The sequence below is a fragment of the Nonomuraea antimicrobica genome, from assembly GCF_039536965.1.
GTDB lineage: Bacteria > Actinomycetota > Actinomycetes > Streptosporangiales > Streptosporangiaceae > Nonomuraea > Nonomuraea antimicrobica.
On record NZ_BAAAZP010000111.1, the window covers coordinates 24,825 to 40,513 of the forward strand.

The following is a 15,689-nucleotide window of genomic DNA, read 5'->3' on the forward strand; positions in this document are numbered from 1 at the left end:
GTCAGCTCGCGCCCGCCTTGGCCACCGCCGCGCCGATGGTCTCGGCGAGCTGGACGACGCGCGGCCCCCACCGGGAGGCGATGTCGTCGTCCAGCTCGATCACCCGGTCGTTCTTGATGGCCGACAGGCTGCCCCACCCGGGCCGCGCGGCCAGGGTCCCCTTGTTCTGCGCGCAGCACTTGACGTCGGCCAGGAAGATCAGGTCGGGGTCGGCCTGGGCCACGAACTCGGCCGACAGCTTCGGGTAGCCGCCCGCCGGGTCGGGGGCCTTGTCGGCGATGTTGGTCAGGCCGAACAGGCCGTAGATCTGGCCGATGAACGTCTGGGACGTGGCGGCGTACGGCGTCTGGTCGAGCTCGTGGTAGAAGGTGAGCCCGCGGTCCTTGGGGGCCTCGGCGGCGAGCTTGTCCAGGGCCGTCTTCATGCCGACGACGACCTCGTCGGCCTTGGCCTGGTTGCCGGTGGCGGCGCCCAGCTCGGAGATCTCCTCGTACGCGTCGTCCAGCTTGGTCGCGGCCGGCTGGACCAGGACGGGCACGTTGACCTTGCCCAGCTCGGCGACCACCTTGTCGAGGTCGTCGGAGACGATCACCAGGTCGGGCTGGTGGGCGACGATGGCCTCGACGTTGGGCTTGAAGCCGGACAGGTCGGTCTTGGGGGCCTCCGGCGGGAAGTTCGACCGGTCGTCCACGGCGACGACCTGGGGGCCGGCGCCGATCGCGAACAACGTCTCGGTGTGGGTGGCCGACAGCGAGACGATCCGCTCCGGCTTCTTGGCGATGGTGACCTGGCCGTTCCCGGCCTCGACGGTGACAGGGAAGTCACCGGTGGCGGCGGTCGCCCCAGTGGTGGCGGGCGCGGTAGGGGGCGCGGTGGCGGGCGGGGAGGCTGTGGTGCCGGTCTGGCCGCAACCGGCCAGGACGAGCGTTCCCAGCAGCGCGCCCGCGAAGGCCATACGTACGGGCCTCACGAGAAGTCCTTTCACACTGTTCGGAACCGAGAGACCCGCATCTGTGCGACGGATCACCCTTTTCCACGAGGGTTGATGACGTCAGCGCGGAGGCAGGCGACCTGGCTATGACAGTTGCGGGACAGCGCCGGACTCGCACCGGACTTCGCTGCGCTCTGCGCGTGAGTAAATCGAAGGTTATCAATGCGTCATGGGCCGCCCTCGTCAAGGGGCGAGTTGGGCCTCCGCCTCGGCGATGATCCGCTGGAGTCTGAGCCCGTGGGCCGCGTCGAGGGGGTGGCCGCCCTCGCGTACGGTCCTGGCGAACTCGGCCACGACCGTGTCGAGGGGGTCGTCCTCGAAGGCGGGCAGGACGGCGTTGCCGTCGCGGCCGTACACCGCGATCGTGGCCGGGGGCAGGTCGCCGGCGGCGGCCATGCACAGCGACGCCTCGCTGACGGCACCGCCTTCGTGGTCCAGCAGCAGTCCGGTCCAGCCGAGCGGGTTGCCGTGCGCGCGTACGCCGGTCACCGGGCCGAGCGCGGCGTCGAGCAGGTCGATCACGTGCGGGCCGACGTCGAGCAGCGCGCCGCGTTCGAGCCGCCAGGGGGTGGCGAAGGGGTGGTCGCCGAGGAGGACGCCGGAGATGTTCGCGGCGTGGCCGCCGAACGGCCGGATCTCGGCGCAGCGGGCGAGGAAGGCCCTGGTCTGGGCGGCGTAGCGCAGGGTCAGCACCATCTGGGACGGCACACCGGCCGCCGCCACGGCCTCGGCCACCCGCTCGGCGTTCGCGACGGAGTCGGCGAGGGGCTTCTCCAGCAGCAGCGCCTTGCCCGCGCGGGCGGCCAGGACGGCGTACTCGGCCTGGACGGCGGGCGGGACGCAGAACGCCACGGCCTCGCAGTGGTCGAACAGCTCCTCGATCCTGGAGTAGACGGGGGCGCCGAGCAGCTCCGCGCTCTCCGGCCGCCGGGCCCAGACGCCGGCCAGCCGCGTGTGCGGGCCCTTGGCCAGCATCGGCCCGTGTGCCATCCGCGCCCAGGGGCCCGCCCCGACCAGCCCGACCGCCACCGGCTCCATGTGTCCTCCTCCTCGGTACGACGCTGAGGCCACCTTATGCCGGAAGAATGCCGGAAGATCCACCTAAGGTCTGGTTTGTCGCTACTCCTCCCGTCGAAATCGCGCGGACAGGGACGCCGATCAGCGCCCGCTCACCACTCGACCTCCAGCGCCGCCAGGCCCCGGCCCACGATCGACCTGCGGTACGCGACGGCCCGGCCGGGCACCAGCCGCAGCCGTGGCAGCCGCCGCCCGAGCACCTCCAGCGCGGTACGCAGTTGCAGCCGCCCGAGCGCCGCCCCGACGCAGAAGTGGATGCCGTACCCGAAGACCAGGTGCTCGGCGGCGTTCGGCCGGTCGATGACGAACCGGTCGGGGTCGGGGAAGACGCTCTCGTCGTGCCCGGCCGAGTCGGTCGACAGCAGGACGAGCGCCCCGGCCGGGATCGTCACGCCGTGCAGGGTGACGTCGGCGGTCGCGTACCGGAAGGAGCCCAGCGACGCGCCGTCGATGCGCATGCACTCCTCGGAGGCGTTCGCGACCAGCCCGGACGGCACCGGCCAGGCGTCCTCCGCGAGCAGCCGCAGGACGGTGTTGCCGAGCTGGTTGGGCACGGTGTCGTTGCCACCGAGCAGGATGGTGGAGATCAGCTCCACGACCTCCCTGTGGGTCAGCTCGTCGCCGATGAGGGAGGTCATCAGCGAGGTGAAGTCGTCCCTGGGGTCCTTGGCGCGGGCGGCGACCAGGCGGTCCACGTAGTCGAGGTAGGCGAGGAAGCTGTCGGCCAGCTCCAGTTGCCTACGCGGCGGCTGCGGCGACAGGAAGAGCTGGAACCAGTCCTTGACGTGCGACTGGACGAACGCCTCGTCCGCCTCCGGGACGCCGATGAAGCGGGCGGTGAGCTTGACCGAGGGCTCGTGGCCGAGGTCGGCGACGAAGTCGGCGTGCCCGCGCGGGGCGATCCGGTCGAGGAGGTCCTCGTTGAGCCGCCGGAACTCCCGCTCCAACGCGGCCACCGCGCGCGGCGTGAACGCCCTCGACACCGACCTGCGCAGGCGGGTGTGGTCGGGCGGGTCGACGTTGGCCACGAAACTGGACAGGAACGAGCCGTGCTCCCCCAGCTTCTCCCGCGTCTCGCCGGTCAGGCTCCGCGAGATCGTCAGCGAGCCCTTGGAGGAGAAGCGCCGGGCATCACCGTACGCGGCCCGCACGTCGGCGTGGCGGCTCAGCACGTACGCGCCCAGGTGCTCGCTCCTGAACACCGGCGCCCGCGCGCGCAGCCCGGCCAGGAACGCGTACGGGGCGGCCACGTGCCAGTCCGAGCCGACGTCGAAGTCCTCGGTCATGCGAAGATCCTCCGTGGGTTGCCGACGAGCATCTGGTGGATCTGGTCCTCGGTGACGCCCCGCCCGCGCAGCGCGGGCAGCACGTCGCGGGAGATGTGCAGGAGGTGGTAATCGGGGTGGCGCCGCCGTACGACGTCGGCGTCGAAGCGGTCGTTGAAGCAGTACGAGTCGTGACCGAGCACCATCCGCCCCGCGTGGCCGCGCTCGCACATCTCCGCCACCACCGCCACCCGCCGCTCGAACGGGCTGATCGAGTCGATGCCGAACCGGTCCATGCCCAGGTACGAGCCGTTCGCGACCAGCTCCTCCAGGTAGGCCACGTCGGTGGAGTCGCCCGCGTGCCCGATGACCACCCGGCTCAGGTCCACGCCGAGCGAGGCGAGCAGCTTCTGCTGGTCGAGGCCGCCCCTGGAGGCGCTGTGGGAGTGCGTGGTGATGGGCGCCCCGGTCGCCAGATGGGCCTCGGCGACCGCGCGGAACACCCGTTCGCAGCCCTTGGTCAGGCCCAGGTGGTCGGAGGCGCACTTCAGCATGGCCGCCTTGACCCCGGTGCGCCCGATGCCCTCGGTGAGGTCGCGGACGAAGAACTCGGCCAGCCGGTCCGGCCCTCCGAACAGCGACCCCGGCCCCCGGTTGGCGAAGTACGGCGGCAGCGCGTCGTAGGTGTAGAGCCCGGTGGCGGCCACGATGTTCACGGAGGTCAGCTCGGCCACCCGCTGGACGGCGGGGACGTACCGGCCCAGGCCCACCACGGTGAGGTCCACGATCGTGTCGACGCCCGCGCCCTTGAGCGCGTCGAGCTTGGCGGCCGCCTCGCGGGCCCGCCGCTCCTCGTCCCACCCTTCCGGGAGGTCCGGCCAGTTCCACAGGATCTCCGGGCTCAGCCCGAAGACGTGCTCGTGCATGAGCGTCGCCCCGAGGTCGGCCACCGGGCCCTTCACGGTCTCGGGCACGGGAACCTCTCGTGCTCGAACGGCTGGTTGACGCGCAGTCCGAGCCCGTCGGTCTGGCGGTAGGGCAGGCCGGTGTAGAGGGCGTCGGCGTCGAAGTACGTGACGGCGAACGACAGGCGCGGGCGGTCGCGCCGGTTGGCGGGGGCGCCGTGCACGGTCAGGGCGTGGTGCACGGTCGCGTCCCCTGCCTGGAGGTCGAGCGGCGGCGACAGCGCCAACTCCTCGATCCAGGGGTGCTGGCTGAGCTGGTCGTCGCCGGGGCGGGTGAAGCTGCGGCCGAGCACCCCGTGCCGGTGCGAGCCGTCGTAGAAGCGCAGCGACCCCATGTCGGCGGGCACGTCGGCCAGGGCCAGCCAGACGGTGAGCATGCCCGAGCGGTCCATCGGCATCCAGGGGAAGTCCTGGTGGAACTCGGTGGCGCCGTGCTCCCCCGCCTCCTTGACCAGCAGGTTGGTGACCTGCACGCGGACGGCGCGGACGCCCAGCAGCCGGACGGCGGTGCGGCCCATGGCGGGGCTCGTGGCCAGCGCGCCGAACGCCTCGTCGACCGCCCCGACGTCCCTGGACTGCCCGAACGCCTGGTCGATCGGGCCGCCGCCGCCGGAGCGGGCCCGCAGGTGGCCCATGGCCCGCTCGCGCAGCCCGGCGGCGGCGCCGGGGTCGATGAGGCGGCCCAGCAGGACCCAGCCGTGCTCGGCGAAGAACGCCGCCTCGTCGCCGGTCGCCTCGCGCGCCTGGATCTCCATGTGCCACAGTCTGACACTTGAGCAAGCGCTTGGTAAGACCTCGATGAGTGACTACGATCTCAACCGAGCACGTGGTCTGGAGGTGTGCCGTGCGGCGGTTCAGGTTCGGGGCGGTGGTACGCGAGGCCGAGTCCGGCAAGGCGTGGGCCGAGAAGGCCAGGCGGCTGGAGGCGGCCGGGTTCGACGTGCTCGTGGTGCCCGACCACCTCGTCGGGGCCAGGTTCGCGCCCGTCGCCGCGCTGACGGCCGCCGCCTGCGCGACCGACCGGCTGCGCGTGGGCACGCTGGTGTTCGCCAACGACTTCCGGCACCCTGCCGTGCTGGCCAAGGAGTGCGCCACGCTCGACCTGCTCTCGGGCGGGCGTCTGGAGGTCGGGATCGGGACCGGGTGGCTGGCGGGCGACTACGCCGGCGCCGGGCTGGCGCTGGAGCCTCCGGGTACGCGGGTCGGCCGGTTGCGGGAGGCCCTGGCCGTGCTCAAGGGGCTCTGGGGCGAGGGCGCGTTCGGCTTCGCGGGCGAGCACTACCGGATCTCGGGCCTCGACCAGCGTCCCAAGCCCGTGCAGCGCCCGCACCCGCCGCTGGTGCTGGGCGCGGGCGGGGCGCGCATGCTGCGGCTGGCGGCCGAGGAGGCCGACGTCGTCAACCTCGGGCTGCGGGTGCGGCCCGACGGGAGCGGCCCCGACCTGCGCGACGGCGGGCTGAACGCCTGGCTGGCCAAGCTGGACACCGTACGGGCGGCGGCCGGTGACCGCTATCCCCGGCTGGAGCTGGGCACCAGCGTGCTGCAGGTGGGCGAGCGGAAGGCGGAGGAGTCGTGGAGCGCGGCCGACAGCGCGGCGCTGGAGGAGACGCCACAGGTCCTCCTCGGTACGCGGCACGACATCGCCGACAAGCTCCGCCACTGGCGGGACACCCATGATGTTTCCTATTTCGTCCTTCATCACGAACGCGACCTGGCCGCCTTCGAACCCGTCGTCGAGGACCTGGCGACCTGACCGCAGGCCGACCGCGGCCGTGCCCGATGATGGGTCCCATGAACGAGATGCTGCTGCTCCGGCACGGCGAGACCGAGTGGAGCAAGGCGGGCAGGCACACCGGGCGTACCGACCTGCCCTTGACGGAGTACGGCGAAGAGCAGGCAAGGGCGCTGGCGCCGCTGGTCAAGGAGCCGTTCGAGCTGGCGCTGGTGTCGCCCGCCCGGCGCGCCCGGCGTACGGCCGAGCTGGCGGGACTGACCGGCTACGAGGTGGACCCCGACCTGTGGGAGTGGGACTACGGCGGCTACGAGGGCATCACCACGCCGCAGATCCGCGAGCGGCGGCCCGGCTGGTACCTGTGGCGCGACGGCGTGATCCCCGGCGACGCCGAGCATCCCGGCGAGAGCGCCTCCGAGGTGGCGGTGCGCGCCGACCGGGTGATCGAGCGGGCGCGGCGGGTGGACGGACGGGTGGTGCTGGTGGCCCACGGGCACTTCCTGCGCGTGCTGGCGGCCCGCTGGCTGGGGCTGGCGCCGGAGGAGGGGCGGATGCTCAGGCTGGACACGGGCACGTATTCGCGGCTCGGCTTCGAGCACGCCGAGCCCGTCCTCCTGACCTGGAACGCCCCCGCCGGCTGAGCGCCCATGGACCGCCTCGGGGAGGTGTGCCCGTCAGCCGACCTCGGCGCGTAAGGCGGACTCGTGCAGGGCCCGGCTCACCAGCCAGCCGCGCAGCGACCCCAGGCCGGGATCGTACGACTGGGGCCGCTCCCAGAGCGCGACGAACACGTTCTGGGTGATCTCCGCCGCGTGCACGTGGTTGCCGGTGACCTTCACCGCGACCCCGTACACGGACGATCCGTGCTGGTCGTAGGCGTCGACCAGGGCGTCGAGGTCGCCGGCCGTCAGCCGGGCGCACAGGTCCATGTCGCTCATCAGTCGCATCCCAGCGTCGCTGCGGCGTGGATCAGGTCGCGGGCGAGCGTGGGGTCGCCCTCGGCGGCGTACGGGAAGAAGCCGGGCGGCCACCGGCCGGCCAGCAGCCGGCAGAAGTCCACCACGTCCGCCGAGATCAGCACGCCGACGTGGTCGGAGGCCGGGGAGAGCGGGATCGTCCAGGTGCCGCCGCCCGGGCCGGTCAGCACGATGGTGGCCGAGACGTCGCGGCGCGGCCCTCTCATCGCGCGCGGCAGCAGCGCGAGCCCGAACTCGGCGATCAGGTGCGTGTGCTCGGGGCGGGGCGCGGCCTTGGAGCGGTCGGTGGCGGCCCTGATGTCGTCGGCGTGCGTCCAGGTCTCGAACGTGCGCTGGACCATGGCCTGGCGCAGCGGCGCGCGGGCCGGTCGCGCCCCGGCCAGCGCCACCTCCACGCCCAGCAGCACCTCGCTGCCGCCCGACACCCGCTCCAGCAGCGCCCCCGCCTGCTCGCGCCAGCGCCGGCGCGGCGGCGCCCCTCTCAGGCCGGGCACGCCCAGGAACCCGGCCACGGTGGCGTCGTTGGCCGCCAGGTGCTCGACCAGGCCCTTGACCGTGCCGTGCCCGGCGATCGGCGCCGCCCACTGTGGCCCGCTCAGCTCGGCGAGCAGATCGTCCATGAGCGCGACCTGCTCGGCGTACGGGACCGCCACGAGCGTCACCGCGATCACGGCCGGGGGGCGGCGGCGTCGTGCCTGGGAGAGCACGGCCTCGCGCAGCGCGGGCGGGGGCGCGATCGCGGCGCCGGGCTCGTCGAGCAGCGCGATCGCCGCACCGCAGTCGGGGCACGAGGCGACGTGGTCGTCTGGGCTCCGCCCGTCGTAGAGGGATGAGTCCGTCATGGCCACCTCCGCAGCCGACGCTAACCCGGCCTGCCGCCCGGTGCCAGGCGGCAGCCGGGGAACGGTGCCAGCAGCGTCTCACGCCAGGGGCCTTCGAGATAGTCGCGGGCCCGTTTCCCCCAGTCGAGCAGCCGGGGATCGGGCGTCGTCTCGTCGTCGAGGCCCAGCGCGGCGTCACGGGCGCGCTGGGTGGCCAGGTGGTCGTCGAGGGAGACGGCCCAGAGGGTGACCGCCTCGGTGTCGCAGAACAGCACCTCGTACAGGCCGGCGAGGGTGTGGCCGTGCTCGGCCAGCAGGGGCGCGCGCTCGGTGCGTACGGCGTGCAGGTAGTCGAGGGCGGCGCCGGGGCGTACGCGGGCGTTCTCGAAGAGGTAGAGCTCGGCGGCGGGCGCCCGGGCGAGGGGCGGGCAGCCGGGCGCGGCCCCGAGCGGCCGGGAGAAGGCGGAGAAGCGCAGGTCGTCGATGTCCGACAGGAACAGGCGCCGGTCGACGCCCTGGTAGATCTCCATCATCTGCCGCCAGCCGCCGTCCCAGCCGCCGTGGCAGTCCCACAGGGTGACGGCCTTGAACTGCGGATGGCCGGTGATGCCGACCGCGTAGAAGGCGCCCACGAGGTCGATCTCGCGGGAGCGGACGGACATGCCGGAGGTCAGCTCGGGGGCGGTGCGGGACTCGTCCTCGCGCTTGTAGCGGGTCAGCCAGGTGAGGTACTCCAGGGGGCGCCCGGAGTTCATCGGCCGGAAGTCGACCTCCTCGATCAGGTGGATCGCGCGCCGCACCACGCCTCCTCTACCAAGCGGTTGCTTGGCCCGAGGATAGCGATCAGGTGGACGCTTGGGAAGGCTGGGGCCCCCGTCCGGTGAGCCACTCCAGGACCCTGCGGTGTCCCGAGGCGGCGTCTTCGAAGTGGCCCCAGTGCCAGTAGCGCGGCTGGTCACGCAGGCCGGTCACCCAGGTCCGGTAGGAGACGGCGGCCCCCGTGGCGGTGGGGGCCACTCCATATGTGCGGATCACGACCTTGCCGCCCGGCGCGAACAGCACGTCGTCGGCGATCGGATACAGGGTCATCTGGTCGAGCATGTCCCGATACTCACCGGACGACGAGGCGGGCCGGTTACGCCTCCGGCGCGCCCCCGTTAAGCGGGCGCGCCGGAGGTAAACACGCTGTTACACGAGCAGGCCGTCGAACTCTCCGTCCTTCACCCCGAGCACCAGGGCCCGGATCTCGTCGCGGGTATAGATGAGGGCAGGGCCGTCGGGGAAGCGCGAGTTGCGTACCGCGATGCCCCCGTCGGGGAGCTTCGCGAGCTCGACGCAGTTGCCCTGCGAGTTGCTGTAGCGGCTCTTGCGCCAGGCGACCTGGGTCAGGTTCGCCGCCGGCATGCCGTTGTAGGTCTGGTTCATCTACATCTTTCTGAGAAGACCGCCGATGAGCTCGACGGTGCCCCCTGGCGTGGTGCTCTCCACGCACAACTGCTCCATGGCCGTGAGGTACGGGTCGATGTCCTCACGCTTGTCCAGGTACAGGGCACCCCAGAGCTGCTCGACGTAGACAACGTCCGACAAATCGGACTCGGGAAACCGTAAGATGCTGAACGCGCCACCTTCAGCGGCGTGCTTGCCGAATCTGAAGGGCATCACCTGAATGGTGATGTTGGGAAGGGCGGCGACCTCCAGCAGATGCTGGAGCTGCTCGGACATGACCTCTCGCCCGCCTATGGTCCGCCTGAGCGCTGCCTCGTCGATGACGGCCCACAGGCGGGGTCCGTCTTTCTGGGTGAAGCGCTCCTGGCGCTGCATGCGCATGTGCACGCGCCGTTCGATTCTGTCGGGACCCGCGTCGGCGTTGCCGAGCTTGAAGACCGCCCGCGCGTACGAGGCCGTCTGCAGCAGGCCGGGCACGAACTGCACCTCGTAGGTGCGGATCACGCTGGTGGCCTCCTCCAGACCGATGTACGTGGAGAACCATGTCGGCAGCTCGGCCGAGTATTTGTGCCACCACCCGGGGGTGTTGGCCTCGCGCACCATCTCCAGCAGGGCACGGCGTTCGGCATCGTCGACGACGCCGTACAGGGTGAGCAGGTCTTCCACGTCACGTGTCTTGAAGCCCACGCGGCCGAGCTCCATGCGGCTGATCTTGGACTCGGACGCCCGGATGTGGAATCCGGCCTGTGCCCGGTCGAGGTCGCTGGCTTCGCGGAGGCGCCGCAGGCTCGCCCCCAGCATGATGCGCCGAACGGTCGAACCGGTACCGGGCGGATCAATGGACACGTGCTGCTCCTTGGTCGTTTCCTTGCCACAAGTGTGTCACTTCACGGCCGAAAGATCATGGGCCGCGGACAAGATCCCCTTTCCCCCATATTGACCATTTGAGGAAACCGTAGCGTGTGCACGAGTTGTCTGCACGTGCATTCGCTCTTGCACCTGCACGAGAGTTTGGCGCAGAATGATCTACGTGCAACCCACCACGGCGCACGGCGAGTGGACCACGTTCGACTGGTGGCCCCCGGTCGGATGGTGGCCGGAGGCGGCCCACGATCTGCTGGTCCCGGGGCCGTCCGCGAGTGCCACGTTCGTGCTACCGCCCGCCGCCACCTCGGTCCACGCGGCCCGCAGCTTCACGGCGGGGGCGTTGACCGGCTGGGGCCTCGGCGAACTGGCCGAGAACATGGAGCTGGTGGTCTCCGAGCTGGCCACGAACGCGCTGCGCCACGGCCTCTGCCTCGACGACCCGCGCCGCCAGCACGCGGTCCACATGTCACTCGTACGCCGGGGCCCCCTCGTCACCAGCGCCTTCACCGATCCCGGATCCTCGGTGCCGGTGCTGCGCTACCCCGGCCCGCTCGACGCCGGCGGTCTCGGGCTGCACATCGTCGAATCGCTCAGCCTCCGTTGGGGCTGGTCCGCGCTCGCGCCCCAGGGAAAGATCGTCTGGGCAGTCCTCTCCTGACCGGGCGTGATCTGCATTACCGTGGATGGTCATGGCTCACGGAGAGTCCCGCGCGCGACCCCATGAGAGTGCTGACCGATGGAAGATCACCTGCTCGGCTGGCTGCGAACACTGGACGAGGACCGGCTGGGCCGCGTCCTCGCCAACCGACCCGACGCGATCGCCGCTCCCTGGCCCAGGCGGCTCGACACCCTGGCCCAGCGGCTCGGCAACGGCTTCGCCGTGATGGAGACCCTGCGCGGCCTGCCGCTGCCCTGCCTGCAGCTCGCCGAGGCGGCCCTGGCCATGACCCGCCCCACCGCCGAGTCGCTGGCGCGCTTCCTCGACGTGCCTCCCGGCGACGTGACCCCCTGGCTCGACCACCTCTACGAGCACGCGCTGGCCTGGCCCGGCGACGACGGCGTCATCCACCTCGCCGAGGGCGTGACGCGCTACTGGAACGCCCCGCTGAGCCTGGGCGAGCCGCTCGAGCACTACCTCAACTCCTGGTCCATCAGCAACGACGCGCTGCACGCCCTCTCCCGCGCACTCGGGCTGCCCGTGCACGGCAACAAGCGCCGCATGATCGCCCGCGTCATCGAGACCCTGGGCGACGCCGAGCGACTCAAGGCGCTCATGCGCAACGCCCCCGCCGGCACCGTGCCCCTGCTCGACCGCTTCGCCTGGGACGGCCCCACGCTCGACGTCGACGGCGGCCGGTTCGTCACCCCGGGCACGCCCGAGAAGTGGTGCGCCGACCACGGCCTGCTCTTCCGGCCGAGCTGGCACGTCGCCGAGATCCCCCGCGAGGTGGCGATCCGGCTGCGCGGCCCCGGCTACCACCCGGCCTACCGGCCCGTCGCGCCCGAGGTGGCCACGATCCCGGTCGACCCGGAAGAGGTCGACCACCTGATGACGCTGGCCGCGCCGCACGTGGTCGAGCGGTGCGCGGCCCTGCTCGACAACACCTCCAAGACCCCGCTACCGCTGCTCAAGACCGGCGGCGTGGGCGTGCGCGAGGTCCGCAGGATGGCCAAGGAGACCGGCTGCGACGAGGACGAGACGCGGTTGCTGCTCGAAGTGTGCGCGGTGGCCCGGCTGCTGGCCTGGGACGAGCCGTCGGGCGGCATGATCCCCACCGAGCGCTTCGACCGGTGGCGGCTCGACGAGGGCTCGGCCCGGCTGCGGGTGCTGCTGGCGGCGTGGTGGCGGATGGAGCGGTCGTCGCTGCGCAAGATCGACGGCAAGTACGGCACCGTGCTCGGCGACGACCCCCTCGGCGGGTCGCTGGCCCAGATCCGCCGGGCGGTCCTGACGGTGCTGGCCCACCTGCCCGCCGGCACGGCCTTCGCCGACCGCGACAGCCTCATGAGCAACGTCCACTGGCACGCGCCGCTGATCGACGTACCGCTGCTGCGCGAGTGCGCGCCCGCGGCGCTCGACGAGGCCAGGCTGCTCGGGCTGCTGGCCAACAACGCGCTCACCGACCTCGGCCGGGCGCTGGCGGGGCTCACCGCCCGGCCCGGCGACGAGAACGACGACGCCGTCCCCATGGTCGAGCACGACCCGATGCTGGCCGAGGCGGCCACCCGGGCGCTGGCCGCCGTACGCAGGAGCGCGCTGTTCGGTCCCGACCTGACCGCGGTCGTCACCGGGCCGCCCTCCTCGGAGCTGGCGGCGCTGCTCGACCGGGTCGCCGAGCGCGAGTCGCGGGGCGCGGCCTCGGTGTGGCGCTTCACGACCGAGAGCGTGCGCCACGCGCTCGACCAGGGTCACGAGGCCGACGACCTGCTCGACGAGCTGGCCACGGTGGGCACTATCCCGCAGCCGCTGGAATACCTGGTACGCGACACCGCCCGCCGCCACGGCGAGGTCACGGTCACCACGGTCGGCTGCATCGTGCAGGCCACCGACCCGGCGCTGCTCGCCGAGATCGCCGCGCACCGGCGGCTGGTCCGGCTGGGCCTGCGGGTGCTGGCCCCCACGGTGCTGGTGAGCACGGCCCCGGCCGAACGCACGCTGGCGGCCCTGCGCGAGGTCGGCTACTCCCCCGTGCCCGTCGCCGACACCGGCGAGATCACCATCCACCGGGCCAGGCACGAGGAGCCGTCGAACGGCAAGCTCGTCCTGCTGCCCGGCGGGCAGGTGGCCGAGCTGTCGGAGTTCCCGGACGTCACCGAGTTGCAGGCGCCCGCCCACATGTTCGCCGAGCCGCCGCCCGACCCCTACGAGCACGCCCGCCGCCTGATGGCCACCGGCCGTCAGGAGGGCGACAGGAGCGGGCGCACCTGGGCGATCATCGGCAGGATGGCCACGCGGCTGCCGACGGCGCAGCAGTCGCTGCTCGGGTTCGTCGTCGACCGGGGCGTGCGGGCCGGCATCACGCTGACCGACGGGCTGACCGCCACAATCAGCCACGGCGAGCTGAAGGGCGGTGCGCTCGACGCCTGGTGCGAGGAGGCGGGCGACTACCTGGAGTTCCCCCTCGCCGAGATCGTGGAGGTGCGCGGGGCCTACTGAGGCACCCGCGCCACCGCCACCGCCACCGCCTGCCCTGCCGCCTTCGCCTTCCCTGCCGCCTCTGGTACGGCCCGGCCCTGTGCCGATCAACCCCGTGCCGGTCAGAGTGCCGCGCAGCGGCGCACCGCGAGCAGGGCCAGGGCCCGGGTGACCTCGTGCAGCTCCCGCAGGTCGACCTGTTCCCTGGGGGCGTGCGCGTACCGCACGTCGCCGGGGCCGTAGTGCAGCGTCGGGATGCCGCCCGCCGCGTAGAGGCGCAGGTCGCTCCCGTACGGCGCCGCCGACTCCACCGGACGCCCGCCGGAGGTGTCCGCCACCGCGCGGCGCACCTGCCCCAGCAGCTCGTGCCCGGCGGGCAGCCGCCCGCTGGCGAACTGCCCGCCCGGCCAGGTCACCACCGGCGGATTGGCCCGCAGCCACGGGTCGGGGAGCCGCGCGAGCGCCTCCTCGAACGCCGCCCGCGCCTCGGCCGGGTCCTCGTCCAGCCGCACCCCGAGCCGTCCCTCGGCGACCAGCAGGTCGGGCACGGTGCTGGCCCAGTCGCCTGCGCGTACGGTGCCGACCTCGATCGGGTACGGCATCGCGTTGCCGCCGAAGATCTCGGGAACGTCCCGGTTGCGCTCGGCCTCCAGACGCCGGATCGCCTGGAACACCGGCAGGAACGCCTCGATCGCGTTGACGCCCTCGTACCGGGTGGCGCCGTGCGCGGCCCGCCCGGCGACCTCCAGCCGGAACGTCAGCGCCCCCGCGTTGGCCGTGATGACCGCGCCGCCGGTGGGCTCGGTGATCACCGCGGCCTCGGCCGTGTGGCCCCTGGCCAGCGTGGCGAACGCGCCGAGCCCGCCGTCCTCCTCGCTGATCACGCAGTGCACCGCCAGCGGCCTGGCCAGCCTGATCCCGGCCCGGTGCACGGCCCTGGCCACGGCCAGGTTCGCGACGAGGCCGGCCTTCATGTCGCAGGCGCCCCGGCCGTGCAGCACGTCGCCGGTGATCCGGGCGGCGAACGGGTCGCTGCCCGCCCACTTGGCCAGGTCGCCGGTCGGGACGACGTCCACGTGGCCCTGCAGGGCCAGCGCGGGCGGGCCCTCGCCGCCGGGGGTGACGGCGGCCAGGCCGTACCCCTCGGTCCTGGGCGCCTCGGTGCCGGGGAAGCCGGGGCGGGCCCCGAGGTCGTGGAGGTCGAGCTTCCAGACGTCCACCTCCATGCCGGCCTCGGTGAGCAGGCGGGCGAAGCGGTGCTGGAGATCGGACTCGGCGTCGGTGCCCGTGACGCTGGGCACCCTCACGGTCTCGGCCAGCAGGTTGACGGTCTCCGCCGGGTCGATGGCGTCGAGGACCCGGGCTTCCACGTCGTGCATGGTGCACACCTTCTCATGAACCCGGATCGGGGTTCGTGGCGATACAGGGCGTGCGTACCTGGATGTGCTGGATCGTGGTGGTGCCGTTCGCCGGATGGGCGGCGGTGCGCTTGAGCGGGTTCGAGCCGGACTGGCCGTGGGTGCCGGCGGTGGCGTACACGCCGTACGCGGTGGGGGCGGCCGTGCTCGCGCTGGCGCTGGCCTGCGCGTTGCGGCGGTGGGCGGCGGGCACGGTCGCGCTCGTGGCCGTGCTGGCCATGACGCCCGTCGTGCTGCCCCGCGCGCTCGCCGACGGCAACCCCGGCGCGCGCGGGCCGGGACTGCGCGTGCTCGCGGCCAACCTGCTGGTCGGGCAGGCGGACCCGGCCGAGCTGATGGCCCTGGTCACCCGGTTGCGGCCGGACGTGCTGACGTTGCAGGAGCTCACCCCGAACGCCCTGCGCCGCCTGGAGGAGGCCGGGATACGCCGCGTGCTGCCGCAGGCCGTGACGCGTCCCGCGCCGGGGGTCGGCGGCTCCGGTGTGTACGCGCGGCACCCGCTCCAGGCCGGGAAGCTGATCAACCTGGGCGGGTTCGGCCAGGCCAGGGCGTGGCTGAGCCATCCAGGCGGGGCCCGGGTCGAGATCGTCTCGGTGCATCCCTGCGCCCCCAAGCGGTACGGACGGCAGCCGTGCTGGCGGGCCGGGCTGGAGGCGCTGCCGCGCGGCGGCGGGGAGCTGCGGGTGCTGGCGGGCGACTTCAACGCCACGCTCGACCACCTGCCGATGCGCGACCTGCTGGCCTCCGGCTACCGGGACGCGGCCGACGTCATGGGGCTCGGCCTGCGGGCGACGTGGCCGCAGGCGGGATCGGGGACGCGGCTGCCCGGCGTGGCGATCGACCACGTGCTGGCGGACTCGCGGATGGCGGTGCGGGGGTTCGAGGTGCTGTCGCTGAAGGGCACCGACCACCGTCCGGTCTTCGCCGACCTCAGGCTGCCGTGACGCGGGCCGTGTGGCGGACGTTAAGGGAGAGGCGACGTCCTGGACTGCCG

At 72.8% G+C, this 15,689-nt stretch carries 17 protein-coding genes; 5 read left to right on the forward strand and 12 right to left on the reverse strand.

Annotated features, from left to right (window positions below):
• Window position 1 precedes the first annotated feature (1 nt).
• The 5 genes from ABD844_RS31575 to ABD844_RS31595 form a co-directional block, all read right to left on the reverse strand.
• Window positions 2-970 carry an ABC transporter substrate-binding protein gene (locus tag ABD844_RS31575; RefSeq protein ID WP_344886358.1) on the reverse strand — a complete coding sequence of 323 codons (969 nt, stop codon included), beginning with the start codon at window positions 968-970 and terminating at the stop codon, window positions 2-4.
• Between the two features lie 204 nt (window positions 971-1,174).
• Window positions 1,175-2,029: a Gfo/Idh/MocA family protein gene (locus ABD844_RS31580; protein WP_344886359.1), complete on the reverse strand. Its 855-nt coding sequence runs from the start codon at window positions 2,027-2,029 to the stop codon at window positions 1,175-1,177.
• 131 nt (window positions 2,030-2,160) lie between these two features.
• Window positions 2,161-3,354 (reverse strand): cytochrome P450, encoded by a 1,194-nt coding sequence (locus ABD844_RS31585; RefSeq protein ID WP_344886360.1) that lies wholly within the window; start codon window positions 3,352-3,354, stop codon window positions 2,161-2,163.
• On the reverse strand, window positions 3,351-4,307 hold the full coding sequence (locus ABD844_RS31590) for a phosphotriesterase family protein (protein ID WP_344886361.1): 957 nt from the start codon (window positions 4,305-4,307) through the stop codon (window positions 3,351-3,353). Before ABD844_RS31590 ends, ABD844_RS31585 begins: the two co-directional genes overlap by 4 nt.
• Window positions 4,292-5,053 carry a phytanoyl-CoA dioxygenase family protein gene (locus ABD844_RS31595; protein ID WP_344886362.1) on the reverse strand — a complete coding sequence of 254 codons (762 nt, stop codon included), beginning with the start codon at window positions 5,051-5,053 and terminating at the stop codon, window positions 4,292-4,294. The genes ABD844_RS31590 and ABD844_RS31595 overlap by 16 nt, the downstream gene beginning before the upstream one ends.
• Window positions 5,054-5,142: 89 nt before the next feature.
• Here ABD844_RS31595 and ABD844_RS31600 point away from each other — a divergent pair, with 89 nt between their 5' ends.
• A complete protein-coding gene (locus ABD844_RS31600) occupies window positions 5,143-6,051 on the forward strand; it encodes a TIGR03621 family F420-dependent LLM class oxidoreductase (RefSeq protein WP_344886363.1) in 909 nt (302 codons plus the stop codon).
• Between the two features lie 38 nt (window positions 6,052-6,089).
• A complete protein-coding gene (locus ABD844_RS31605) occupies window positions 6,090-6,671 on the forward strand; it encodes a histidine phosphatase family protein (RefSeq protein ID WP_344886364.1) in 582 nt (193 codons plus the stop codon).
• A gap of 33 nt (window positions 6,672-6,704) precedes the next feature.
• On the opposite strand, the gene ABD844_RS31610 is transcribed toward ABD844_RS31605, so the two are convergent.
• The 6 genes from ABD844_RS31610 to ABD844_RS31635 all read right to left on the reverse strand — a co-directional run bounded on the left by ABD844_RS31610 (window position 6,705) and on the right by ABD844_RS31635 (window position 10,075).
• Window positions 6,705-6,968, reverse strand: coding sequence for a sigma factor (locus ABD844_RS31610; protein ID WP_344886365.1), 264 nt, complete (start codon window positions 6,966-6,968; stop codon window positions 6,705-6,707).
• Window positions 6,968-7,849, reverse strand: a complete 882-nt coding sequence (locus tag ABD844_RS31615) for a maleylpyruvate isomerase family mycothiol-dependent enzyme (protein ID WP_344886366.1) — start codon at window positions 7,847-7,849, stop codon at window positions 6,968-6,970. Before ABD844_RS31615 ends, ABD844_RS31610 begins: the two co-directional genes overlap by 1 nt.
• Window positions 7,850-7,869: 20 nt before the next feature.
• Entirely contained in the window at window positions 7,870-8,628 is a 759-nt protein-coding gene (locus tag ABD844_RS31620; RefSeq protein ID WP_344886367.1) for a hypothetical protein, read from the reverse strand.
• A gap of 43 nt (window positions 8,629-8,671) precedes the next feature.
• Complete coding sequence (locus ABD844_RS31625) at window positions 8,672-8,929, reverse strand: hypothetical protein (protein ID WP_344886368.1); 258 nt, start codon at window positions 8,927-8,929, stop codon at window positions 8,672-8,674.
• Window positions 8,930-9,016: 87 nt separating this feature from the next.
• Entirely contained in the window at window positions 9,017-9,253 is a 237-nt protein-coding gene (locus ABD844_RS31630) for a DUF397 domain-containing protein (protein ID WP_344886369.1), read from the reverse strand.
• A complete protein-coding gene (locus ABD844_RS31635; RefSeq protein ID WP_344886420.1) occupies window positions 9,254-10,075 on the reverse strand; it encodes a helix-turn-helix domain-containing protein in 822 nt (273 codons plus the stop codon).
• Window positions 10,076-10,295: 220 nt separating this feature from the next.
• Here ABD844_RS31635 and ABD844_RS31640 point away from each other — a divergent pair, with 220 nt between their 5' ends.
• A complete protein-coding gene (locus ABD844_RS31640) occupies window positions 10,296-10,799 on the forward strand; it encodes an ATP-binding protein (protein ID WP_344886370.1) in 504 nt (167 codons plus the stop codon).
• A gap of 78 nt (window positions 10,800-10,877) precedes the next feature.
• Window positions 10,878-13,298, forward strand: coding sequence for a helicase-associated domain-containing protein (locus tag ABD844_RS31645; RefSeq protein WP_344886371.1), 2,421 nt, complete (start codon window positions 10,878-10,880; stop codon window positions 13,296-13,298).
• A gap of 101 nt (window positions 13,299-13,399) precedes the next feature.
• Here the strand turns inward: ABD844_RS31645 and ABD844_RS31650 are convergent, their stop codons facing one another.
• Window positions 13,400-14,656, reverse strand: a complete 1,257-nt coding sequence (locus tag ABD844_RS31650) for an ArgE/DapE family deacylase (RefSeq protein ID WP_344886372.1) — start codon at window positions 14,654-14,656, stop codon at window positions 13,400-13,402.
• Window positions 14,657-14,706: 50 nt separating this feature from the next.
• On the opposite strand from ABD844_RS31650, the gene ABD844_RS31655 reads away from it, so the two are divergent.
• A complete protein-coding gene (locus ABD844_RS31655) occupies window positions 14,707-15,639 on the forward strand; it encodes an endonuclease/exonuclease/phosphatase family protein (RefSeq protein ID WP_344886373.1) in 933 nt (310 codons plus the stop codon).
• Window positions 15,640-15,689 lie beyond the last annotated feature (50 nt).

Coding starts and splice junctions, on each gene's coding strand:
- ABD844_RS31610 (WP_344886365.1), bottom strand. CDS start 6,968: ATGAGCGACATGGACCTGTGCGCCCGGCTGACGGCCGGCGACCTCGAC.
- ABD844_RS31595 (WP_344886362.1), bottom strand. CDS start 5,053: ATGGAGATCCAGGCGCGCGAGGCGACCGGCGACGAGGCGGCGTTCTTC.
- ABD844_RS31625 (WP_344886368.1), bottom strand. CDS start 8,929: ATGCTCGACCAGATGACCCTGTATCCGATCGCCGACGACGTGCTGTTC.
- ABD844_RS31630 (WP_344886369.1), bottom strand. CDS start 9,253: ATGAACCAGACCTACAACGGCATGCCGGCGGCGAACCTGACCCAGGTC.
- ABD844_RS31605 (WP_344886364.1), top strand. CDS start 6,090: ATGAACGAGATGCTGCTGCTCCGGCACGGCGAGACCGAGTGGAGCAAG.
- ABD844_RS31585 (WP_344886360.1), bottom strand. CDS start 3,354: ATGACCGAGGACTTCGACGTCGGCTCGGACTGGCACGTGGCCGCCCCG.
- ABD844_RS31580 (WP_344886359.1), bottom strand. CDS start 2,029: ATGGAGCCGGTGGCGGTCGGGCTGGTCGGGGCGGGCCCCTGGGCGCGG.
- ABD844_RS31650 (WP_344886372.1), bottom strand. CDS start 14,656: ATGCACGACGTGGAAGCCCGGGTCCTCGACGCCATCGACCCGGCGGAG.
- ABD844_RS31640 (WP_344886370.1), top strand. CDS start 10,296: ATGATCTACGTGCAACCCACCACGGCGCACGGCGAGTGGACCACGTTC.
- ABD844_RS31615 (WP_344886366.1), bottom strand. CDS start 7,849: ATGACGGACTCATCCCTCTACGACGGGCGGAGCCCAGACGACCACGTC.
- ABD844_RS31635 (WP_344886420.1), bottom strand. CDS start 10,075: ATGCTGGGGGCGAGCCTGCGGCGCCTCCGCGAAGCCAGCGACCTCGAC.
- ABD844_RS31645 (WP_344886371.1), top strand. CDS start 10,878: ATGGAAGATCACCTGCTCGGCTGGCTGCGAACACTGGACGAGGACCGG.